This window comes from Microvirga sp. CF3062, assembly GCF_036314045.1.
In the GTDB taxonomy this organism is placed as follows: Bacteria; Pseudomonadota; Alphaproteobacteria; order Rhizobiales; family Beijerinckiaceae; genus Microvirga.
In genome coordinates, this window is sequence record NZ_JAYGGN010000001.1 from 373,969 (window position 1) to 396,468 (window position 22,500).

The following is a 22,500-nucleotide window of genomic DNA, read 5'->3' on the forward strand; positions in this document are numbered from 1 at the left end:
CAAAGACCCGGTATTCTCAGCCGCTGCAAGCCTGTTTCGTCAGTTCTCTGCGCCTGTGGTAGGGTACGCCCGATGGGCTGTTCAACCTTAACCCCTGGACCAACCAACATCTTTCGCCCGTAACAGTTCTAGGCTTGCCACTACATGGACGAAAAGAACCTCCAGATCCTGCGTCTTCTTCAGCAGAATGCCCGTCTCCCCTTAAAAACTGTAGCCGGCAAGGTGGGACTGGCCCGCAGCTCCGTTCGCGAGCGGATTGCCCGTATGGAGGCGGAGGGGATCATCCTCGGGTATAAGGCGGATGTGCAGCCGAACCATCGGGGAGGGGAGGCGGTCCGGGCCCTTCTCATGATCCGGCTTGGACGAACGCCGGCGCGCGAGACCGTGTCCCGCATCGCGGCCCTTCCATCCGTTCGCCGATGCGTGTCCGTCAGCGGCGACTTGGATCTGGTCGTCGAGATCGAGGCTGCTGTCATGTCGGGGCTCAATGCGGCCCGCGACGAGATCGCCCTCATGCCTGACGTTGCCGACGTGACGACGGCGATCGTTCTCAAGGACGAAAAGCCTGCCTGAGGGTCGGCGCAAATACCCGAGCCGCCCAAACGGCGGCCTGGCCGCCAAATGGACTGATGCCGCCGCCACTCCGCGGATGCCAGAGTTCAGGAAACCCAACTTGGAAAGCTGCCGTGACCATCATCAACGACCCTCGCCCTGATTTTTCGAGCGCCGAAGCGCACGAGCTTCTGCAGGCACATTTCGACATTGGGGGCGAGCTGACCTCGCTGCCGAGCGAGCGCGACCAGAATTTCCGTGTCCAGACGGCAGACGGGCGGGGGCTGACGTTCAAGATCATGAACGCAGCGGAGCCTCTCTCCGCCATCGAGTTTCAGGCCGCTCTCCTGCGGCACCTCGAGACCTGCGATCCGGATTTGGCGGTGCCGCGCATTGTGAGCACGACAGGCGGGCAGGATTATGCCCTGATCGATGGCCCGGAAGGGCGTCACGCCGTGCGTCTTGTCACCTACCTGCCGGGGCACCCGCTCGCCGAGGAAACGAAAACAACGGAGATCCTATACGGCATAGGGCGCCTGCTCGGGCGACTCGATCGAGGGCTCGCCAGCTTCGGTCATCCGGGCGCGCACCGTTCTTTCGATTGGGAGATCCGTGCGACGCCGTTGTCGCGGGCACGCTTCCATGCCGTTACCGATCCGGAGCAGCGCCGCCTCGTAGAAAGAGCTCTCGATATCTACGATACCCGCGTTACGCCGGTTCTGAAGCACCTTCGATGCGGCGTCATTCACAACGACGCCAACGACTGGAACGTTCTCGTCGCTGAGGGGCGAGTGAACGGTCTCATCGATTTCGGCGATGCTGTGCACTCGCCCCTGGTCGCCGAATTGGCCGTGGCCTGTACCTATGCCATGCTGAACGAGGCAAGCCCCATCGAGACGGCTGCCCGGATCGTCTCCGGCTACCATGCCGAGTATCCGCTTCAGGATGGGGAATTCGCCGTGATCCTGGATCTGATCATGGCGCGGCTTGCCATCAGCGTGACCATGTCGGCCGCCCGTCGCATGGGCGCAGCCGAGGATCCCTACCTCTTCGTGAGCGAGAAACCCGCTTGGGATCTTCTGCAAAAACTCTCTGACATCGATCATCGCATCGCGACCGGCATCCTGCGTCAGGCGTGCGGGCTCGAGGCCGCACCGGGAGCCCGCCGCGTCCGGGACTGGCTCTCTGCCAATCGACTGAGCCTTGCACCTCTCATGAATCCGCATCCGGCGCGCCAAGTGCAACACGTTCTCAACTTGGGCAGCCACGATGAGCCGCTGGCGGTCGCAAGCGCCGCTCAGGACAATGCCGGTGCCGACCGAGCCTATGCCGACCTCGTGCGCAAGCACGGGTTCACCCTCGGCCTCGGTCCCTGGGGGGAGCGGCGCATCATCTATACTGCACCCTTCTTCGAGTCGGTTCTGGCGGAAGGCACGCGCCGCAACGTGCATCTCGGGCTCGATATCTTCGCGCCGGCTGGAACGGAGATGTTCACGCCTCTGGCCGCGACAGTGGTCGCAGCCACGATCAATCCGGAACCGCAGGATTATGGCGGGCTTATCCTGCTCGAGCACGAGCCGGAGCCTGGCCTACGCTTCTGGACGCTCTGGGGGCACCTCGATCATGCCTCGGCCCGTGATCGCCATGTCGGCGAACGCCTGGAAGCCGGCGCCTTCGTGGCTCGGCTCGGGGATTATGCGGAAAACGGCGGCTGGGCGCCACACGTCCATCTGCAATTGAGCACGGTGCCATACGAGGATGTCGGCATCATTCCTGGTGTCGGTGAAGAGGCCTTCGTCGCGGTCTGGGAGGATCTCTATCCACGCCCTTATGATTTCGCCGGCCTGACACCCGAAGCCTTCGAGCGAAGCGGCCGCACAAAGGAGGAGTTGATTGAGAAGCGGCGTGAACGTCTGGGCCGCAATGTCAGCATGTCCTACCGTACACCGCTCAAGATGGTGCGCGGCGAGGGCGTCTGGCTCATCGACGAGTCGGGACGCGCTTATCTGGACTGCTATAACAATGTCGCGCATATCGGCCATTGTCATCCCAACGTCGTGCAGGCGATTGCCCGACAGGCTGCGCTTCTCAACACCAATACACGCTATCTTCACGATACGATCATTGACTATACGGAGCGGCTGGCCCGGTCGCTTCCGAAGGACCTGGACACGTTCTTCGTTGTCTGCACGGGCAGCGAAGCCAACGACCTGGCCTTACGCATGGCGCGAGCCTTCACCGGTCGCAACGACATGCTGGTGCTCGACTGGGCTTACCATGGCCACACGCAGGCTCTGATCGATATCAGCCCCTACAAGTACAAGCGAAAGGGAGGGCATGGGCGACCAGCCTTCACTCATGAACTCCCAATCCCTGAGCTCTATCGAGCACCTATCCAAGGAACGCCGGAGGAGATCGGTCGCTATTATGCCGAGGAGGCGGGAAGACTCATTGCCGGCCTCGCTTCGTCGGGCCGTGCTCCCGCGGCCTTCATTGCTGAAACGATCCCGAGCGTGGCTGGCCAAATCTTCCTTCCTCCTGGATATCTGAAGAGCGTCTATGCGAGTATTCGCGCCGCAGGAGGAGTCGTAATCGCGGATGAAGTGCAGGTCGGGTTCGGGCGTGTCGGAACGTCCATGTGGGCTTTCGAGGAGCATGGGGTCGTCCCTGATATCGTCACCATGGGCAAGCCCATCGGCAACGGCCATCCGCTCGCCGTCGTGGCGGTCCGCCGGGAGATCGCCGAAGCCTTCGCGAACGGCATGGAATATTTCAACACGTTTGGGGGAAATCCCGTATCGTGCGCAGCGGGACTTGCGGTTCTTGAGACTCTCGAACAGGAGAACCTGCTCGCCAATGCTACCGAGCAGGGGCGCTATCTTCTTGATGGGATGGAGCGTCTCCGGCACAAGTACTCTGCAATCGGTGATGTTCGCGGTCGAGGCCTGTTTCTTGGAATCGAAATGGTGAAAGACCGTTCAACCAAGGAGCACGCGGGTGATCTTGCCTCTCAGATCTCCAACCGGGCCAAGGAACTCGGCGTTCTCATGGGGACGGACGGTCCCTATGACAACGTCATCAAGTTGCGCCCACCGATGATCTTCGGACGTGAGCATGCGGACCTGCTTCTCCAGGTTCTCGATCAGTCGATGGCCGATGTTCTCCAGTGATCCCGAAAGCCACCGCGCGCACTGCAGCCTGCAGAATGGTGTTGGATCATGTGCTCAGGGCGTCCGAGAAGGCTTTGAGGCTGCTGGTTATCCCGATAGGGTTTGATGAGATGAGGATCGGGGGCTTTCCATGACCGGCTACGGAGATACCTACTACGCCCGCACGCTGACGGACGCGTCGCAACGCCCCTCCCTTGAGGAGTCAGTTGCGGCCGATGTCGTTATCGTGGGTGGCGGGCTTGCGGGTCTTACGGCAGCCCTCGATCTCGCACGATCAGGGCGTTCGGTAGTGATTTTGGAGGCTGAAAGGGTCGGCTGGGGAGCGTCCGGACGAAACGGGGGCTTCGTCGGGCCAGGATATGCGACAGGTCATGCCGATATCACCCGCATGGTCGGATCTGAGAAGGCGCAGGCCTTGCATCGTCTTTCGATCGAAGGTGCGCGGATCGTCGAAGAGAACATCGACAGCCTTGCCATAGGCGACAACAAGCGGGTCTACGGCAAGATGAGCGTACTCCGGTATCATGATCCGGATAGCCTCGAGCGGCATTGCGAGATGATGCAGAAGGAGTTCGGCTATCACCTCGAAGTGATGCCGACTGATGCCGTGCGCGCCGTCCTCCAGTCGCCGAAGTACTACCAGGCGCTTTACGATCCGGCGAGTTTTCACTTCCACCCTCTCAACTATGCCCGATCTCTGGCAAAGGCCATCGAGGCTCTGGGCGGGCGGATCTTCGAACAATCTCGCGTCACAGGATGCGATCTTGATCGGGCGGAGAAAACCGTCAGGACATCGCGAGGTGAAGTGCGAGCGCGTGACGTAGTCCTAGCCGGGGGAGGGTATACGGATGATCTGATCCCTCGCCTGCGCCGCAGCATCCTGCCGATTGCGACCTACGTTCTCATGACGGAAACGGCGCCGGAAAAGCTCGCAGAGGCGGTGCGCACGCCGATGGCGATCAGCGACAATCGGCGTGCGGGGGACTACTACCGCCTCGTCGACGACGGGCGGCGCCTTCTCTGGGGTGGTCGGATCACGACGCGCACGACCGAGCCTCGTCGCCTCGCGGAGCTGATGCGGAAGACGATGGTTTCCACGTACCCACAGCTCGAGGGCGTGCGTGTGGAGACGGCCTGGTCGGGCCTCATGGCCTATGCCCGTCACCTGATGCCTCTCATTGGGCAATTCCAGCCCGGGGTCTGGTACGTGTTAGGGTTTGGCGGGCGCGGCTTGAACACGACCGCGATCGGAGGGCGGGTCATCGCAGAGGGGATCCTCGGGCAGAGCGACCGCTACCGGCTCTATGAACCTTTCGGACTTGTATGGAACGGAGGTCCGTTCGGAGTAGCTGCGGCGCAGCTCACCTACTGGACCTATCAAGCCATGGATCTTGCCAAGGAACGTCAGGCGACGCGGGTCGCCTGACGTTCCTGCAGATGCCCTAATCGTATCCGAGGCGCATGCGGCGTTCCAGGAACCGGCTGTAGGCGCCCATCCCGTAAGAGAACACCAGGAAGACGGCAGCCGCGAAGACGTAGCCTTCCAGCATGGCAATCCCTACCCAGTTCGGATCCGTCATCGCCGTACGAACGGTGGAGAGAAAATCCAGCAGGCCGATGATCGTGACGAGGGTTGTATCCTGGAAGAACCCGATGGAGATGTTCACCAGCGGCGGAATCGCGATCTTCAATGCTTGGGGCAGAACCACGAGACGCATAGCCTGCCAGTAGTGCAGGCCCATGGCATTGGCAGCCTCGTGCTGCCCTCGCGGAATCGCCTGCAGGCCCCCGCGAACTGCCTCTGCGATATAGGCCGCTGCGAATATGATGATCGCGATCTGGGCCCGCAGCAGCTTGTCCACTGTGATACCGCTCGGCATGAAGAGCGGAAGCATGACGGAAGCCATGAACAAGATGCTGATGAGGGGAACGCCCCGGATGACCTCGATGAAAACGATGGCGATCACACGGATAGCCGGGAGCTTCGAGGAGCGCGCCAGGGCCAGCACCACGCCCAAAGGAAAACCGAGCGCAAGCCCGACTGCGGTGAGCAGGAACGAGAGGGGGAGGCCGCTCCATTGCGTCGTTGGAACATAGGTGAGACCGAAGACGCCGCCCCAGAGCAGGACCGCCGTCGCCACGATGGTGACACCCCAAAGAACGAGGAGCTTCCTTGTCCAGAAGCGCGGGATCATCGTGATGACCATCGCGCCCAGGAACAGGCTCATCGCGAGCAGGACGCGCCAATGCTCATCGTAAGGGTAGACGCCGAAGATCATGAAACGAAGCTTGGCTTCGTAGTATGGCCAGCAGGCACCTTGCCCCAGCCTGCAGGCCTGAGCTCCCCCCTCGGTGACGGCCCGGGTCACAAGCCAGCCGTAAGCGCCCTTGGCAGCGAGCCACATGATCCACAGGCAGATTGCCGTGATCACCGCATTGACAGGGGTTCCGATGAGGGGCTTGAGCGTACGGTGAAACAGACGGCGTTCCACACCCGGTTCACGCAGAACCGGCATTTTCAATTGCGCTTCGGCAATGTCGGTTGCAGTCGTCATAGCCTAGCGCTCCTTCAGCGCGACGCGGCTGTTGTACCAGTTCATGAACAGCGAAATCGCGATGGACAGGCCAAGATAGACCAGCATGAAGATCGCGATGCCTTCGATGGCCTGACCGGTCTGGTTCATGGTCGTGTTCGAGACCATCACGAGATCCGGATATCCGATCGCGATGGCGAGAGACGAGTTCTTGAAGAGACTCAGGTAACTGCTGGTGAGCGGAGGGATGATCACCCTCAGGGCCTGGGGAAGGACCACGAGACGCATGGTCAGTCCGTCTTTCAGTCCCAGTGCACGCGCCGCTTCCCATTGCCCCTTGCGCACCGACAGGATGCCGCTTCGCACGATCTCGGCGATGCCGGCCGAGGCGGAGAGGGCGAGACCGACGAGGAGAGCGGTGAATTCCGGCGTGAGCTGCGAGCCGCCGGTCAGGCGAAAGCGTCCCTTCTCGGGAAGGCTGACTGTGAAATCAGGCTGCAGGAGCAGGATCGCGAGTATCGGCGGGATCAGGAGGGCAAGAGCAATCAATGGCCAGGTGGTCCGCTCCTTGCCGGTTCTGATGCGCTCTGCGGTCCTGCGGCGGCGAATGGCAACCGCCAGAACTGCTCCGACAACCAATGCGATGAAGATGATCGTATGAGCACTGGTCCAGACAAGCGACGGAACGGTTAGACCGCTGTTGCTAACGAACACATGAGGAAGGATCTCCCATGCCTCCCGCACAGCCGGAAGACTGGTGACGATCAGGGCGTACCAGAGGAAGAGGTAGAGCAGAAGGGGCACATTGCGCAGCGCCTCTACATAGAGAAAGGCAAGAAGCGCGAGCAGGGGATTGCGCGACAGGCGCGCGATGCCGACGACCAGCCCCAGAATGGTCGCGAGCGCAACGCTCCAAGCAGAAACCCATATGGTATTGACGATGCCGGCCAGGATGGCTCGGCCGTAGGTATCAGTGGGTTTATAGTCAATCAGCGTCTGGCTGATCACAAAACCCGCTTCACGGCCCAAATAGCCAAAACCCGTGGCGATGTTCTGCTCTGCAAGCTTTTGCGAGACATTCGAGAAAAGATAAAGCCCAAGAAGGACAATGCTCCCAACGGCGAGGACCTGATAGAGGATCGCCCGGAAGCGGAGATTGTAGAGGAGCCTCGTTCCGCTCATCGAATCCACGCGCATGATGATCCTTTCCGGAGAACGCCGAGTGCGAAACGGGCGGCCGGAGGGCCGCCCGCTGATCTCAGGCTACCGGAACGGCGGCGAGTAGAGCAGACCGCCCTTGTTCCATAGCTCATTCGGGCCGCGTGACAGGCCGAGACGCGTCTCGGGACCGAGATTGCGGTCGAAGAGTTCCGCATAATTTCCAAGGGACTTGATGACGTTGTAGCCCCACTTGTTGTCGAGGCCGAGCATCTTGCCCAGATCACCATTCACGCCGAGCATGCGCTGGATTTCGGGATCCTGGCTCTTGAGCTGCTCGTCAACATTGGCCTGGGTGATGCCCTTCTCTTCAGCGGCAACGAGAGTATAGACCGTCCAGCTCAGGATATCGCGCCAGTTGGGATCATTCTGGCGAACCGTCGGAGCAAGCGGCTCTTTCGAGATGGTCTCGGGCAAGACTACATACTGCGAGGGATCATTGGCGATGGCGCGTACGGACGCCAGGTCCGAGCGGTCCGACGTGATGGCATCGCAGCGCCCGTTGAAGAAGGCATTGCGCCACTCGTCAGAGTTCTCGAACACCACGGATTCGTATTTGATGTTCTTGGGCCGGAAGAAATCCTCGAGATTCTGGAGCGTCGTCGTACCGGGCAGGAGGCAGATTGCGGCGTCGGCGAGCTCGCTGGCGCTCTTCACGTTGAGCTTGGTCGAAACCATGAGGCCTTGACCATCGTAGAACACCACGGGCCCGAAATCGAGGCCGAGAGATGCGTCGCGCGAGAAGCTCCAGGTATTCTGGCGGGACAGGACATCCACCTCACCGGACTGAACCGCCTGGAAGCGAACGTTGGTGTTAAGCGGAATAAATTCGACCTTGTCGGGATCAGCGAAGATCGCTGCCGACATGGCACGGCAGACATCGACATCGAAGCCGCGCCGAGCGCCCTTGTCGTCGGCATAGGAGAAGCCAGGAGAGACTGGGGAGACTCCGCAAAGAATCTTGCCGCGCTTCTTGACGGTATCAAGTGTCGCTTGAGCAGAGGCCGGCGCAGCTGAGACAGCCGCGACACCTGCGATGAGGCCCATCGCAAGCCAGCTGGTCAAAGATCTGGATTGTGTCATTGTATTCCCTCTTTCCGTGCGCCTTATGCGGCCGCTACCACGCAAAGCTAGACCTGAAACAACTTGCGTTTCAAGGGCAGATTTTCCCAAAGGGAAGCATCTGAGAACTTGAAGGCCAATTAAAAGGTATGCAAAGTGCCCCGCCCTGAGCTGCAGCAATGGCTGCAGCTCCAACTTCTGCGCGAGTCGTTCATGCCAGTCCTCCCAAAAGCCGACATTGTCCTCTTGAACGGCCGCATCTTTCGAGGGTTTTCCGAACAGGTGACCAAGGCTATCGCTCTTTGGGCCGGGCAGGTCTTAGCGGCGGGATCGGATTCCGACATGGAGTCCCTCATCGGCCCGAAGACCCGTGTCATCGATCTTGCCGGACGTCTTGCAACGCCAGGGCTGTGCGACTCGCACATGCATCTTCTCCCTTATGGCGTGATCATGGGGCACGTGGATGTGCGCCATGCTTCTGCGCCTACTCTCGCGGCATTGCTCGAAAGGGTTCGCCAGCGTGCATCGGTCACGCCCCCGGGGCAGTGGATTCAGGGACGCGGATACGATCAGTTCGAGCTTGATGTCCGGCGCCACCCCCTTCGTGAGGAACTCGACGCGGTCGCGCCCGATCATCCCGTTGCCATCGTGAGAGCCTGCGGTCACGTGACGATCTGCAACTCCAAGGCGCTCGAGCTTGCAGGAATCAACGAGTCGACCCCTGTTCCTCAGGGTGGCGCCATCGAGCAGCGGGATGGGCGCTTGACGGGCCTGCTGGCGGAGACGGGACGGGACCGTCTGAAGGCGGTGCTGCCGGAGCCGACGGATCAGGAACTCGTTCAGGCCATCGACGATGCCGGCCGGGCGTGCTTGTCCTACGGCATTACCAGCGTGATGGATGCCGGTGTCGGCATGAGGGCGGGCTACCGTGAGGTCGCGGCCTATCGCACGGCCCAGCGTCTCGGGCGTCTGCCCGTGCGGACGACCCAATGCCTTCTCGGCGGGCCGGGAGGCATCGTGGAGCAGGCCTATGCGGACGGCGTGGTGACGGGCGTAGGCGATTCCATGCTGCGTGTGGGGCCAGTGAAGATCTTTACGGATGGCAGCGCAGGCGGCCGGACAGCTGCCATGAGCGAGCCTTATGTCGGAGAGCCGAAGACCACCGGCCTGATGCTCCTGCACGACAACGAGATGAACGACCTTGTGCATGACTACCACGCGAAAGGCTATCAGCTTGCCGTTCATGCCATCGGCGATGCGGCCATCGAACAGACCCTGAATGCCTTTGAGCGCGCTCTCGAAGCAATGCCGGACCCTGATCGCCGTCACAGGATCGAGCACGCGGGCTATGCACGAGCCGACCAGAATGCCCGCATGAAGCGCCTGGGTGTTCAACCGGTGCCGCAGCCCGTGTTCATCTATGACTTCGGAGATCTGTACGTTTCCGTCGTGGGAGAAGAGCGGGCAAAGCCATCCTATCCGCTCAAGACTTGGATCGATCTCGGCTTCAAGCCTGCTGCCGGCAGCGACGCTCCCGTCTGCGACATCAATCCCTTCCCGAACTTCTTCTCGATGCTCACCCGCAAGACCTCCCATGGCACCGTCATGGATGCCAGGGAGGTGGTATCCATCGAGCAGGCCATCACCGCCTTTACGGAGTTCGGCGCTTACGTGAACAAGGCCGAGCACGAATCGGGCCGCCTCGTTCCCGGACTCGCGGCGGATGTGGCGGTGTTCTCCCGCGACCTTCTGACGGCTTCCCCCGAGGAAATCCTTCACGACACCCGCTGTGATCTTACGATCCGTGGGGGCAAGGTCGTGTTCGACCGTCATGGGGAGACGGCTCGCTGATAGGTGCGGGCTCGGGAAGAATTATCGTGACAACACGAAAGGCCCCGAGGGATCTCGGGGCCTTTCGTGTTTCGTGGACCTGGTGCGTGACGACGGGCAGATCCTGACCTTCCATCAAGCGCGTATAGGGAAGACGCGCGGGCTCAGCTCCTCCAGGGTACGGCCTGCCCAATCTCGCTGGGGTGCCGCCGCAATCGCTTCGGCCTGGCCCCGGCGCAGCATCTCGATGTCCTCGCTGATGTCGAAGTCCAGCACCTCTCCGTCGCGAACAACCTGCCGGCCGTCGACATAGACGTCCTTGATGGCTCTGTCGTTGGCCGAGTAGACGAGGCTGCGAATGGGTTCGTAGTCGGGCTGCATGTAGGGATCGCTCATGTCGACGACCGAGAAATCCGCTTTGCACCCGGGAGCAAGGCGTCCCAGATCCGGGCGGCGGATCATGTCGGCGCCAACCGCTGTCGCGGCCATGAAAGCATCCCTCGTGGTCGATGCCGTGAAGCTTCCCGCGATGATGCGGCCCGCATAACAGGCCATGCGAAGTTCATCGAGCATGTTGTGAGGGAAGCTGTCCGTGCCGATGCCGACGCGGATGCCCGCCTTCACGTAACGGCTCAGGGTATTCAGGGCGATGCCGCGCCGGGCGAAGACCACGGGGCAATGTGCGACCTGAGCCCCGCTGTCGCGCAGGAGCTCGAAATCGTTGGCGTGAGGCCAATGCAGCCAGGGATGGTCGTTCAGGAAGATGCAGTGGCCGATGATGGTATCCGGGCCGAGAGCTCCGATCTTGTCCAGCCATTCGATCAGCGTGCAGCCGTAGCGACGCATGATCTCCTGGAACTCCACGATGCTCTGGGCTGCGTGAATCTGAATCGGCTGGTTCCGTTCACGTGCAGCATCCAGTGCATCGCGGATCTGGCCCTCGGTGCAGGTGTCGATCTGCGCAGGGCCGATGTAGCCAGTGATGCGCCCGCTTGGATGCTTCGAGGCCGTATCGGCAATTTCGATCGCCTCACGCAGCAACCGGTCGCCGGTCGCTGGATCGAGGTTGTACTCGACCGAGTGGCCATTGGTGGTTTTCCAGGGGCCAGAGCGGAACATTCCCCAGAGGACGGCACGGATGCCCGTTTCCGCATATTCGTCGGCCCAGGTGTCGCGCGGCCTGCCGAGATCGCAGATGGTGGTGACGCCGCTCTTCAAGAGTTCCGATGTGGCGACACGCAACGCCGGACGCGTGTATTCCGGGCCGATCTGGAAGACCGGCATGAACTCGTAGAGCGAGCTCTGCCCGAGACGCGGGCTGCCCAATTCCTCCAGCATGCCTTTCCAGCCGGGCTCATGGCCGGGATGACTGTGGATATCCACGAATCCCGGGATGATCATCATCCGGCCGGCGTCGACCTCAGCATCGACAGGGCCGGAATAACCGCCCCCAACATGCACGATGTCCGCGCCTTGGATCACGAAATCCGCGTTGCGGAGATAGACATGGGATCGGGCAACCTCGTCCCAGGCGACGATCCAGTCGCAGTTCCGAAAAAGGGTCGTCTTGGCGACAACAGAAGTCATTTCAGGCTCCGTACATTCAATAAGGCGAGGGGATGTGCAGAACGACGCGATTGCATTCAGGAGGCGGCTTGCCGGAGGCGGACGTGGCCCACCGCCATGGCAACGGCTGCCTGGGTCGGTTCGACGACCGGGATCCCGACAGCGTCCTCCAGAGCAGCCCGATAACGAGCCATGCCGGCACATCCCATGACGAGGACGTCGGCCCCATGGGCAGATTTCAGCGTGCGGCCAACCTCAACCATGCGGCCGAGCGTTCGTGCCTCATCCGAGAGTTCCGCAACGCCTAGCCCGATCGGCAAGTCGGCCGCAAAGCGCTCCATGACACCCATTGCGCCGAAATAGCGGAGATGCCTTGGAACAGAGGTCGGCAGGATCGCAATGACGCCGAAACGCTGCCCGAGAGTGAGCGCCGTCAGGACACCGCATTCGGCAATTCCGAAAACGCGCTGCCGGCTCTGTTCTCGCAGGGCATGGAGACCCGGATCGGAGAAGCATGCGATCACGAAGGCGCCTGCGTTCTCTTCCAATTCGGACGCCTTGCGCAGCATGGGCATGATGACGCCGTCCACGTCCCTTTGAGACTGGATCCCTAGCGGACCCTCGGCCAGGGACAAGCAGACGATTTCCGGGCCATCAGCACTCCTCAGCGGTGCGACGGCCTTGTCGATGGCTGCCGTGACAATGTCCGAGGAGTTTGGGTTGATCACATAGACCGAGGATCCCATGATCGTCTTACCCTTGAGCCGCGAGTGGCAGAGAATAGGGAGCCAAGATAGACAGAGGGCGCCCCTGTGGATCAGCCTCTTCAGCCCGCCGGCAGGCCCGCTTCTGGGCATCCTGCAATTCGCGAACCGCTCCCTCGTAATCCAGATTGGCGATGCGGTGGTTTTTCACGACAGCCTGGCCGTCCACATAGACGTCGCGGATGGCGCGCTCGGCCGCGCAGTGGATCAGATTGCGCAGTGGATCATGAACCGGCTGCATGGCCGGATGACTCAGATCCACAAGGGCCAGATCCGCTTTGGCGCCCGCAGCCAGCCGCCCAAGATCGCTGCGGCCAAGAGCTTTTGCTCCGCCGATCGTCGCGGCTGAAAACAAGCCACCCGTATCCAGATCGAAGACGCTGCGCCCGGCAACTCGCGAACAGATCAGAGCCTCGCGCAATTCCTCCAGCATGTTGAAAGGATAGCTGTCGGTGCCGATCCCGACATTGACGCCTGCGCGTTGATAGGCGCCAAGACTTTCAAGCGTCATGCCACTGCGCGCGAAAGTGACGGGACAATGGGCAACCGACGTGCCGCTTCGGGCAAGCCGGGCGAGATCGTCACGATTGCGCTGCCGCGTCCAGGAATGGTGATCGAGAAAGATGCAATGCCCTAGGATGAGATCCGGCCCAAGGACGCCGAGACGCTCCAGCATGGCGGGCGCCGTTTCGCCCGTGCGCCGAAGCAGTTCCTCATGCTCCGCCATGGTTTGTGCCGCATGGATGGTGATCCGCATGCCGCGACGACGCGCTTCCGACACCGCATCGACGATCAGCTCCTCCGAGCAGGTCTCGATCTGCGACGGCGCGATTACGCCATCGATGCGGCCGCTGGGATGCGCCCGGGCCTCGTCCATGAAAGCCAGTGCTTCGGCGTAGCGCTCCCGCCCTCGCGCCCTGTTCCATTCGAAATCGAGGCGATGGCTGCCGGCCATGCGCCATTGCGCTTCGCGGAAACCGGGAGCGAGATAGGCCCGCATCCCGCTATCTACAGCCAGAGAGAGCCATTTGGCGTGGGGCGATGCGATATCGAGGTGCGTTGTCACGCCGCTTCGCATCAGATCGCCCAGCATCACTGTCTGGCACGCGGCCTTCGCATCCTCATCCGCATCAATGAGAGCCGAATATTCGTAGAGGGCGTTGCCCCAAAGAGCTGCGGTTCCAACATCCTCGAAGAGACCCTTGGCAATGGGCTCATCCCCTGAATGGCAGTGGATGTTCACCATGCCGGGCATCACCATGATGCCTCCGCCGGCAATCTCCTCGTCTGCCTGTCCCACATAGGACGGACCGATGGACAGAATACCGGCCTTAGAGAAGGCCACATCGACATCCTGCCTATAGACATGCCGAGCAGAGCCCTCATCCCAGGCGACCGCCCAAGCGGCTTTTCGAACAACCGTTACTCTGTCAGTCATGATGTGCCGAACCGGTGCAAATATGAGGAGGGATGAGAGGCCTTTCGGCCGATGAGATCTGGGAGCGGGAACTCACAGCAAGTGTGCGCCGAAATTGACGGCCGGATCGAATTCAGGGCTGAGCCTTCCGGTCGGGCGCATTGAGGCGGAGCTGCCACGCAGTTGCAGCTGCCCCGATCCGGGCTGGGCTCGCAGCTCTCCGTCGGCCACGATTACATCGCCCCGGCGCAAAACGAGTTCGGGCCAACCCCGAACCTTACGTCCGGCAAAAGGATTGTAGCCGACATTGTCATGCAGCCCGTCGTCAGTGAACGCGACTTCACGATCAGGATTCCAAATCGCGATATCCGCGTCGGCACCGACTGCGATGGCGCCCTTGCGCGGATGAAGGCCGTAAATCTTCGCCGGGGCCGTCGCCGTCAGCTCGACGAACTTTTCCAGGCTTGACCTCCCTTGGCTCACCATGGCGTCGAACAGAAGCGGCAATCGGGTCTCAAGCCCTGGGAGGCCGTTTGCAATCTGCTTGAAATCCGCATTCGGGCCTGCCGAGAGCTTGCCGCTTTCATCGAACCTGTATGGCGCGTGATCGGAGGAGACGACTTGAAGATCGCCGAGTTCGAGCGCACGCCACAGGGCTTCCTGATCCGCTACCGTGCGGGGAGGCGGGCTGCACATCCACTTGGCGCCCTCGATGCCGGGACGGTCCAGATCCTGCGCCGTCAGGAAGAGGTATTGAGGGCAGGTTTCGGCAAACACCTTGATGCCTTCGCCTCGCGCGCGCCGAATGGCCGCTGCACCTTCGGCAGTCGACACATGGAACAGCATGATCGGCTGATCCAGGAGTTGGGAAAAGCGGATGAGGCGCTCGAACGCTTCTATCTCGCAAACGCGTGGATGACTGATGCCGTGGAACTTGGGCTCGACATAGCCGCGTGACACGAGCCTGTCGGCCATCCACTTGATCATCCCGTGGTTTTCCGCATGGGCGCAGACCAGGGCGCCATGCTTGCGGGCCACCATCATCACGTCTAGAACCTGCTCGTCGAGAAGGCGGACCCGATCATAGGTCATGAAGATCTTGATCGACCGATGTCCGCTCTCGATCAACTCCGGCAGGTCGCGCTCCAGGGTCTCCGGCGTCGGATCGGAAATCCAGAGATGGAAAGCGTAGTCGGTCACTGCGCCGTCAGCAGCAAGGCGCGCGTAGTTCTCGACCACATTGCGCAAGCTGTCGCCCCGGTGCTGGGCTGCGAAGGAGATGACGGTCGTCGTGCCGCCGAAAGCAGCAGAGCGAGTGGCTGTCTCGAAAGTATCGGCGTTCATCAGCCCGCCGCCCGAGAGCTGCTCGATATGGCAATGAGCATCCACGCCGCCAGGGAGAACGAGCTTCTCGGCTGCATCGATGGTGTGGTGGGCTTGTGGAAGGTTTCGGCCGAGCGCCGTGATCACGCCGTCTTGCACGGCCACATCCATGGTCGAGACACCCTCGGTGGTCGCAACGCGGCCACCTTTGATCACCAAATCGTACTCGACCACTATTTCCCCCGGTGTTTCAGGGCGGCGGGTTGGCTCATCCGCTTTGCCGCTCACACTGTATGCAGATGAGAGAAGCCTCAGCAAGGGGAGCAGACGGTGCGTGAGAGCAGATCCTTTGCCCGTGAGGGCATTCCTATGGCGATGATCCGAATGTACCGGCAACTCTGTTTCGAAGCGCCAGAATTGATAGGAGCATTGCTGTGACAATGCTGCCGTCTATTTGCCTTGAGGCTGCCATCCCCATATGAAAGGGCCGCTCTCAAATCTCTAACCTCGCTTTTTGCTGAGAATGACCCAGAAATTCTTCACCGTGGCCCCCATGATGGACTGGACCGACCGGCATTGCCGGGCGTTCCATCGCGTCCTGTCGCGCCGGGCGCGGCTGTATACGGAGATGGTCACCACGGGGGCGGTCATTCACGGGCCGCGGGAGCGGCTGCTCGGGTTCAGCGAGGTCGAGCATCCGGTGGCGGTGCAGCTTGGCGGTTCGGATCCGAAGGATTTGGCTGAGGCCGCCCGGATCTGTGCGGAGTTCGGCTATGACGAGATCAACCTCAATGTAGGCTGCCCCTCCGACCGGGTGCAGAACGGCCGCTTTGGCGCCTGCCTGATGCAGGAGCCGGTGCTTGTGGGCGAGTGCGTGGCGGCCATGAAGGCCGCCGTCTCCCTGCCGGTAACGGTGAAGTGCCGAATCGGGGTCGACGATCAGGACACGGAGGAGGCCTTGAACCGCCTCACCGACTGCATGATGGCCGCGGGCTGCGACGAGCTGACGGTGCATGCCCGCAAGGCGTGGCTGCAGGGGCTGTCGCCGAAGGAGAACCGGGACATTCCGCCCCTCGACTACGCAAGAGTCTATCGCCTGAAGCAGGCTCGCCCCGATCTGTCGATTGCCATCAACGGCGGCATCAAGACGATGGCTGAGGTGCACGAGCATCTGAAGCATGTGGACGGCGTGATGCTCGGCCGCGTGGCTTATCACGAGCCCGAGATCCTGCTCGCCGTGGATTTTGAGCTTTATGGTGAAGCGGCCCCCGTGGCTGATGGGTTCGAGGCGGTTGAGGCCTACGAGCCCTATATCGCGGAGCAGCTCGCCAAGGGCGAGCGCCTGCACAACATCACCCGCCACATGCTCGGCCTCTTCACCGGCCGCCCCGGCGCGCGGGCCTTCCGTCGTCATCTAGCGACAGAAGCGGTGAAACCGGGAGCGAACCTGCAGACGCTGAGGGATGCGGTGGCCCATGTGTCGCGTGAGACGGCGGCGCTTGAGGCGCGGCTCAGCGCGGCGGAGTAATTCCGGGTGTCATCCCGGACGGCAAAGCCGATCCGGGATCGCAAGGCAAGTATGGCTCCCCTTCACCCCTCCCTGAAGGAGGAAGTGAGCGCTCTATCCTGCACCCGATCCCGGATCTCCTCTGCGCTTCGTCCGGGATGACGAGGTTTTTTAGCCACCGCTCTCCTTGCCCCGCAAAATCAACCTGTTCCCCCGCACCTCGTACGACCCAAGCCGCTCGAGAAAGCTCATGCCGAGCAGGTTGGCGTAGAGCACGCCCGTGCGGGCGATGAGGGCGCGGACGTTGCGCTCGGTGATCGACCCGACGGTCAGACTCTGGATGACCACGGGCGCGGCCAAAGCTGCGCCGTTGGCGGTCGAGACGGGGACCGAATAATTCAGCGTCTCCGGGTTGAAGCCCAAAGCTGCGGCGTTTTCCGCCCGCAGGACCACGGTGCTAGCTCCCGTGTCGAAGATGAAGCGGGTCTCGCGGCCGTTCACCTCGCCCTGCACCATGAAGCTCCCGTCCATTCGTCGTGCCGCCACTACTTCGCCCTCGGGCGTCGTGACGGTGCGTCCGACGGCAATGTCGCCGATGGCGCGGTCAATCACGGTCTGCAACTCATCGCGGGACGCATAGGTGACGAGGAGCGCGATGAGAACGCCGCCGCTCACGGCAATGGATTGCACCCCGTAGGTCCAGTGCCGCGCAAATCCCTCCACGATGGAGGCCGCCATGAGGAGGGAGAGGCCGCCCAAGCCCAGCAGGCCTGCGGCTTCCATGGTGGAGAACTCGCCGATGGAGTGCTCGGCGAAGAGCCCCACCAGAAGGGCGCCGATCAGAAGAAGCAGGCCCGCTCCGCGAATGCCCGGCATCAATTGGCCTTGCCCGGTTCGGCCGCGAAGGGGGATTCGATAGCGAAGGCTTGGCGCATGCGCTCCGGCAGCTCTGCCATAATCAGCTGCCGCTCCTCTTCGGTAATCCGATACCAGCGGGTGATCTCCTCGCGCGTGCGGCCGCAGCCTTCGCAGAGGCCCGTCTCGGAATCGAGGGTGCAGACGCGGATGCAGGGGCTGGAAACTCGGGTCATCTTTCTTTCATGTTGTTACGCCGGAAGAACGGTCAAGAGGCCGATCAGCGCGGCGATCTCCGCCGCCTGCTGCGCGGCCCCCGCGATATCCCCCGTCTGACCGCCGAGATGACGCTTCGCGAAGCGGGTGAGGGCGAGGCCCGAGAGGCCTGAGAGCACCAGCATCAGGACAATTCCTGCAAACGGCAGGTCGGCAAGCACACCCAGCACAACAGCAAGGACGACGGCGATTCCCGCCGCGAACCAGAACGTCTCCCGCGCCGGTTGCCCGACGGCCTGGGACATGCCGTCCCGCCGAGCCGGCGGCAGGAACACTAGGGGCATCAGGCCCGCTGTGCGAGAGAGGGAGGCTGTGATGAGGATCGTCGCGATCACGGCTCCGCCATCCAGGCGCGAGCTCAGGGCAGCTAGGGCTGCAATCCGCAATGCAAGTGCGAGGAACAGGGCTGAGGCGCCGAAGGAGCCGATCCGGCTGTCGCGCATTATCTCCAGGCGCCTCTCGATGGTCGTGGCGCCGCAGCTGTCGGCGGTGTCCGCAAGGCCGTCCTCGTGGAGCGCGCCGGTGGTCACCACCATGGCGGCCACCGACAGGATGGCGGCCAGCCAGGGGCCGAGATCGAGCAGGAGGGCGAAGCCGAACACAGCCGCCGGCAGGAGGCCGAGCAGGAGGCCCGCCACGGGAATCATCCGCACCAGGCGCGGAAAGCTCGGCAGCGCATGGGCGTCCTGCTCCCAAGGCAGGGCTGGCACCGGAAGCCTGGAATAGAAGCGAACGCAATGGGCTAGGTCGGTTGCAGCCGCCTGCCATGCGTTCATGGGCACCGCCTCACCCGGTTCAATTTGCTCCGACATGCTTCACCCCGCGTGCATGGGCCGTTATAGGTCACGCCTCTTCGCGTTCTGCAATGCCCCATGGGCTGGAGCCCTCCATGTCTGATGCCGTGTCCTCACCTTTCGACGATATCCGCCGCCTGATCACGACCATGCCGGGTCCGGACGAGGCCGCCGTCGAGGCGGTGCGGATGCGCGACCGCCAGCTCACCAAGCCCGCCGGCAGCCTGGGGCGCCTGGAACGGATCGCCGAATGGCTTGCCGCCTGGCAGGCCAAGCCCACGCCCAGCGTCGACCGCCCGCTCGTCTGCGTGTTCGCTGCCAGCCACGGGGTGACCGCCAAGGGCGTGTCGGCTTTCCCCTCGGACGTGAACCGCCAGATGCTGGAGAACTTTGCTGCGGGCGGAGCGGCGATCAACCAGATATGCGCTGCCTATGGCCTTGGCTTTAAGGTCTTCGATCTCGCCATCGACATGCCGACCGGCGACATCACCGAGGCCGACGCCATGGACGAGAAATCCTGCGTCGCCACCATGGCGTTCGGCATGGAGGCGATTGCCGGCGGCACCGATCTTCTCGCCATCGGCGAGATGGGCATCGGCAACACCACCATTGCGGCGACGATCTACACGGCGCTCTATGGCGGACCGGCTGAACACTGGGTCGGGCGCGGCACGGGCGTGGATGATGAAGGTCTCCAGCGCAAGGTCGCGGCCGTCGAGGCGGCCATCGCCCATCACGGCGACAATCTGAAGGACCCGCTGGAAGCACTGCGCCGCGTCGGTGGACGCGAGATCGCCGCTATGGCGGGTGCCATTCTCGCGGCGCGCTTGCAGCGCATCCCGGTGGTGCTCGACGGCTATGTGGCGACCGCCGCCGCAGCCATTCTCCACGCCATCCATCCCTCGACCATCGATCACTGCATCGCCGGTCATCTGAGTGCCGAAGGCGCGCATCAGGACGTGCTCGCCCGCCTCGGCAAGATCCCGCTTCTGGCGCTGGGCATGCGGCTCGGTGAGGGATCTGGCGCGGCGCTGGCGGCCGGCCTCGTGAAGGCGGCCGCCGCGGTCCATCGCGACATGGCGACCTTCGGACAGGCCGGAGTGTCCGAGCGCCTGTCGTGAGACGATTCCGTCGCCGCTCCGGGCCGAGCGGCATCACCTCCTTGATTGCCGCGCTGGCGCTCGCCGGCGGGGCCGTAGTCGTGCTGAAACCCAATGACCGCACGCTCGAAGGCCGGGCCCAGGTCACCGACGGCGACACGATCCGCATCGGCGAGGCGCGCATTCGCCTGAAAGGAATCGACGCGCCCGAGATGGAGCAGCGCTGCTCGCGCTCCGGTCGCTCCTATGCCTGCGGCGAGACGGCTCGGAGAGCTCTGATCGAACTCGTGTCCGGCGAGACGGCCCGCTGCCGCGCGGCTGGACGCGACCGCTATCAGCGCATCCTCGCCCGCTGCACGGTTGGTGGAAAGGACATCGGCACGCATATGGTGGAAAGCGGCTGGGCGGTCTCCTATGGGCGCGACTACGATGCCGAGGAGGCCCGCGCTCAGGAGCGCGGAGTGGGGCTCTGGGAGGGAGACTTTGAGCGTCCGCAGGATTGGCGCCGGGGAAAAGTGGCAGGTGGCTGATCTCAGCCGAGGGCTGCAGCTCCGAGCGAGACCGAGAAGGTGAGCAGGACCAGGGCCGCGCCGCGCTGGATGATCTGCGGGCGGATGAAGAAGCCCGGCTTCGACAGGGCTGACCCGAAGCCAATCCAGCCCAGCGCGATGGGCACAATCACCGCCGCGAAGACGCTCATCGTTTGAAAGAAGGCGGTTGAGGTCTGGAAGGCTGCCTCGGGAAAGATCACGGCCGCAAAGAGAAGCGCCTTCGGGTTCAGGAGAGTCGCCGCGAAGACCCGGCGCGTGCCGAAGCCCGAGCCGCTCAGCGCGCTTCCCGCCCTCGACCATAAACCCCAGGCGATCACCACCAGATAGGCCGCACAGGCGAGCCGGAGGGCTGGCTTCAGCCAGGGCAGGGCGGCCGAGACCGGCTCGAGAAAGAGGCCCCAACCAGCGATTGCTAGCGCGTAGCCGCACAGCTCCGCCGGCACCAGCGGCAGCGAGCGCCGGAAGCCAGCCTGCACGCCTGAACTGGCAAGCAGCGTATTGGTAGGGCCTGGTGTTGCCAAGATGGCGGCCACGGCCGGCACGAAGGTGAGGAGGTCGATCATGGGCTGCTTCTAGGCGCTTCCCGTGAAACTCGCCTTGATACGCCTCAAAAACGGTCTCGATATAGGCCCACCGAATCCCTATCTGATGAGGATGAATCCCCAACCGAATTTCGACGATCTGGCGATGCAATTGCGGGCCTGCCGGATCTGCCGCGATGCGCCGCGCTACGGTATGGCCTTGCCCCATGAGCCGCGCCCGATCATCCAGGGGAGTGCCACCGCGCGCCTGTGCATCGCCAGCCAGGCGCCGGGTACGCGGGCCCATGCCAGCGGAATACCCTTCGCGGACCGTTCCGGCTCTAGGCTGCGCTCCTGGCTTGGGCTCGATGAAGCTACCTTCTACGATGCTTCCAAGGTCGCCATCGTGCCGATGGGCTCCTGCTTCCCGGGACAGGACGCGAAGGGCGGCGATCTCGGGCCGCGCCGGGAATGTGCCGAAGCCTGGCGCCAGCCCCTGTTTCAAGCCCTGCCCAATCTCGATCTCGTTCTGCTGATCGGCCAGTATTCTCAGGCCTGGCACTTAGGCAGGAATTTCAAGGACGGCCTCACCGAGACGGTGAGGCGCTGGCGCGACATCCTGAGTCATCAGCAGAGGCCGCGCATCCTGCCTCTGCCGCATCCCTCTTGGCGCAACAATGGCTGGCTCAAGAAGAGCCCATGGTTCGAGGCCGAACTGCTGCCGACGCTGCGGGGCGAAGTTCGTGAATTGCTTTAAATCGGCAGCTAATAAAGTTCAATAAAAGGGCCTGAATATACATCGGGCTTGTAAAGAAGAATAAGCTTATCCCAAACAACATTTGGAACGATAAGTCTTGCGAAGTGTTTACTTGATGGAGATCAGGTAATTTCATGACATATGTTCCTCATTATCAAAGCGCCCATGGCTTCGACGGACGCCTCGTCCACGCGACGCTCCATCCCAATGATTGCGCGGCCGGTGAGGATGAGCTCAGCCAGGTTGCATCGCCCATCGGGGCAATTCGGGAGTCGGAGGCTTGCGGTCTGATCGACTTCTCCCACGTGAACGATCCTGCAGACCTCAATCTTGTTCCCTGGATGAATCTGCCACGCAGGGCGTGGCATAGGAACGAGCAAACTCCCTTGTTCAGGCAGTAAGGGCCTCTCCGCCTTCCGCGGCATCCCGCCTGGTACCATCCTCTGTCTGAAGGAGACCCTCCTTGTCCGATTATCTTTATGCCCGTGGCCAGCATGTGACCTTCACGGGCAAACGCCTCATGAGTCCCTCATGGACCGGAGACTTCGTCATCACCAAGCTGCTTCCATCAGGTGGCGAAGAGCCTCGCTACGAGATCAGGAGAACCGGGGAGACCTACAGCCGTGCAGCCCTGGAGAGCGACCTGACGGCTCGGTCCGAGGCCCTGCAGTCATCTGCTTTCTAAACCACTCCACAACCTGAA

20 protein-coding genes are annotated in these 22,500 nt (G+C 62.4%); 9 read left to right on the plus strand and 11 right to left on the minus strand.

From position 1 onward, the window contains the following. The first annotated feature begins 144 nt into the window (after positions 1-144). From VB618_RS01800 to VB618_RS01810, 3 genes are all read left to right on the plus strand, one after another. Positions 145-573 carry an Lrp/AsnC family transcriptional regulator gene (locus VB618_RS01800; RefSeq protein WP_329794778.1) on the plus strand — a complete coding sequence of 143 codons (429 nt, stop codon included), beginning with the start codon at positions 145-147 and terminating at the stop codon, positions 571-573. Positions 574-686: 113 nt separating this feature from the next. Continuing rightward, complete coding sequence (locus VB618_RS01805) at positions 687-3,722, plus strand: aminotransferase class III-fold pyridoxal phosphate-dependent enzyme (RefSeq protein WP_329794779.1); 3,036 nt, start codon at positions 687-689, stop codon at positions 3,720-3,722. 130 nt (positions 3,723-3,852) lie between these two features. Next, on the plus strand, positions 3,853-5,148 hold the full coding sequence (locus tag VB618_RS01810; protein ID WP_329794780.1) for an NAD(P)/FAD-dependent oxidoreductase: 1,296 nt from the start codon (positions 3,853-3,855) through the stop codon (positions 5,146-5,148). Between the two features lie 16 nt (positions 5,149-5,164). On the opposite strand, the gene VB618_RS01815 is transcribed toward VB618_RS01810, so the two are convergent. The 3 genes from VB618_RS01815 to VB618_RS01825 all read right to left on the minus strand — a co-directional run bounded on the left by VB618_RS01815 (position 5,165) and on the right by VB618_RS01825 (position 8,557). After that, positions 5,165-6,277: an amino acid ABC transporter permease gene (locus VB618_RS01815; protein WP_329794781.1), complete on the minus strand. Its 1,113-nt coding sequence runs from the start codon at positions 6,275-6,277 to the stop codon at positions 5,165-5,167. A 3-nt stretch (positions 6,278-6,280) separates the two neighbouring features. Beyond that, positions 6,281-7,453 (minus strand): amino acid ABC transporter permease, encoded by a 1,173-nt coding sequence (locus tag VB618_RS01820; RefSeq protein ID WP_329794782.1) that lies wholly within the window; start codon positions 7,451-7,453, stop codon positions 6,281-6,283. A gap of 66 nt (positions 7,454-7,519) precedes the next feature. Beyond that, positions 7,520-8,557, minus strand: a complete 1,038-nt coding sequence (locus VB618_RS01825) for an amino acid ABC transporter substrate-binding protein (protein ID WP_329794783.1) — start codon at positions 8,555-8,557, stop codon at positions 7,520-7,522. A 192-nt stretch (positions 8,558-8,749) separates the two neighbouring features. Between VB618_RS01825 and VB618_RS01830 the strand changes: the two genes are divergently transcribed. Next, the gene (locus VB618_RS01830) at positions 8,750-10,387 is read left to right on the plus strand and encodes an amidohydrolase (protein ID WP_329794784.1); all 1,638 of its coding nucleotides are present in this window, start codon (positions 8,750-8,752) and stop codon (positions 10,385-10,387) included. A 114-nt stretch (positions 10,388-10,501) separates the two neighbouring features. On the opposite strand, the gene VB618_RS01835 is transcribed toward VB618_RS01830, so the two are convergent. The 4 genes from VB618_RS01835 to hydA form a co-directional block, all read right to left on the minus strand. Continuing rightward, on the minus strand, positions 10,502-11,953 hold the full coding sequence (locus VB618_RS01835) for an amidohydrolase family protein (protein WP_329794785.1): 1,452 nt from the start codon (positions 11,951-11,953) through the stop codon (positions 10,502-10,504). 56 nt (positions 11,954-12,009) lie between these two features. After that, on the minus strand, positions 12,010-12,678 hold the full coding sequence (locus VB618_RS01840; protein ID WP_329794786.1) for an aspartate/glutamate racemase family protein: 669 nt from the start codon (positions 12,676-12,678) through the stop codon (positions 12,010-12,012). Positions 12,679-12,685: 7 nt separating this feature from the next. Then, on the minus strand, positions 12,686-14,041 hold the full coding sequence (locus tag VB618_RS01845) for an amidohydrolase family protein (RefSeq protein WP_329794787.1): 1,356 nt from the start codon (positions 14,039-14,041) through the stop codon (positions 12,686-12,688). 165 nt (positions 14,042-14,206) lie between these two features. Continuing rightward, positions 14,207-15,670 carry a dihydropyrimidinase gene (gene hydA, locus VB618_RS01850; RefSeq protein WP_329794788.1) on the minus strand — a complete coding sequence of 488 codons (1,464 nt, stop codon included), beginning with the start codon at positions 15,668-15,670 and terminating at the stop codon, positions 14,207-14,209. Positions 15,671-15,959: 289 nt separating this feature from the next. Here hydA and dusA point away from each other — a divergent pair, with 289 nt between their 5' ends. After that, positions 15,960-16,964, plus strand: coding sequence for a tRNA dihydrouridine(20/20a) synthase DusA (dusA, locus tag VB618_RS01855; RefSeq protein WP_329794789.1), 1,005 nt, complete (start codon positions 15,960-15,962; stop codon positions 16,962-16,964). A gap of 150 nt (positions 16,965-17,114) precedes the next feature. Here dusA and VB618_RS01860 read toward each other — a convergent pair whose 3' ends face one another. Genes VB618_RS01860 through cobS form a run of 3 tightly spaced genes read right to left on the minus strand, consistent with a single transcriptional unit; the run spans position 17,115 to position 18,886 of the window. Then, positions 17,115-17,819, minus strand: a complete 705-nt coding sequence (locus VB618_RS01860) for a retropepsin-like aspartic protease family protein (protein WP_329794790.1) — start codon at positions 17,817-17,819, stop codon at positions 17,115-17,117. Beyond that, complete coding sequence (locus VB618_RS01865; protein WP_329794791.1) at positions 17,819-18,034, minus strand: DUF1289 domain-containing protein; 216 nt, start codon at positions 18,032-18,034, stop codon at positions 17,819-17,821. The genes VB618_RS01860 and VB618_RS01865 overlap by 1 nt, the downstream gene beginning before the upstream one ends. Before the next feature lie 15 nt (positions 18,035-18,049). After that, complete coding sequence (gene cobS, locus VB618_RS01870; protein ID WP_329794792.1) at positions 18,050-18,886, minus strand: adenosylcobinamide-GDP ribazoletransferase; 837 nt, start codon at positions 18,884-18,886, stop codon at positions 18,050-18,052. 77 nt (positions 18,887-18,963) lie between these two features. On the opposite strand from cobS, the gene cobT reads away from it, so the two are divergent. Continuing rightward, positions 18,964-19,989, plus strand: coding sequence for a nicotinate-nucleotide--dimethylbenzimidazole phosphoribosyltransferase (cobT, locus tag VB618_RS01875; protein WP_329794793.1), 1,026 nt, complete (start codon positions 18,964-18,966; stop codon positions 19,987-19,989). Then, a complete protein-coding gene (locus tag VB618_RS01880) occupies positions 19,986-20,498 on the plus strand; it encodes a thermonuclease family protein (RefSeq protein WP_329794794.1) in 513 nt (170 codons plus the stop codon). The genes cobT and VB618_RS01880 overlap by 4 nt, the downstream gene beginning before the upstream one ends. Positions 20,499-20,500: 2 nt before the next feature. On the opposite strand, the gene VB618_RS01885 is transcribed toward VB618_RS01880, so the two are convergent. Then, a complete protein-coding gene (locus VB618_RS01885) occupies positions 20,501-21,082 on the minus strand; it encodes a LysE family translocator (protein WP_329794795.1) in 582 nt (193 codons plus the stop codon). Between the two features lie 91 nt (positions 21,083-21,173). On the opposite strand from VB618_RS01885, the gene VB618_RS01890 reads away from it, so the two are divergent. Both VB618_RS01890 and VB618_RS01895 read left to right on the plus strand, forming a co-directional pair. Further along, a complete protein-coding gene (locus tag VB618_RS01890) occupies positions 21,174-21,797 on the plus strand; it encodes a uracil-DNA glycosylase family protein (protein WP_329794796.1) in 624 nt (207 codons plus the stop codon). 463 nt (positions 21,798-22,260) lie between these two features. Continuing rightward, positions 22,261-22,482 (plus strand): hypothetical protein, encoded by a 222-nt coding sequence (locus VB618_RS01895; RefSeq protein ID WP_329794797.1) that lies wholly within the window; start codon positions 22,261-22,263, stop codon positions 22,480-22,482. The last annotated feature ends 18 nt before the right edge of the window (positions 22,483-22,500 follow it).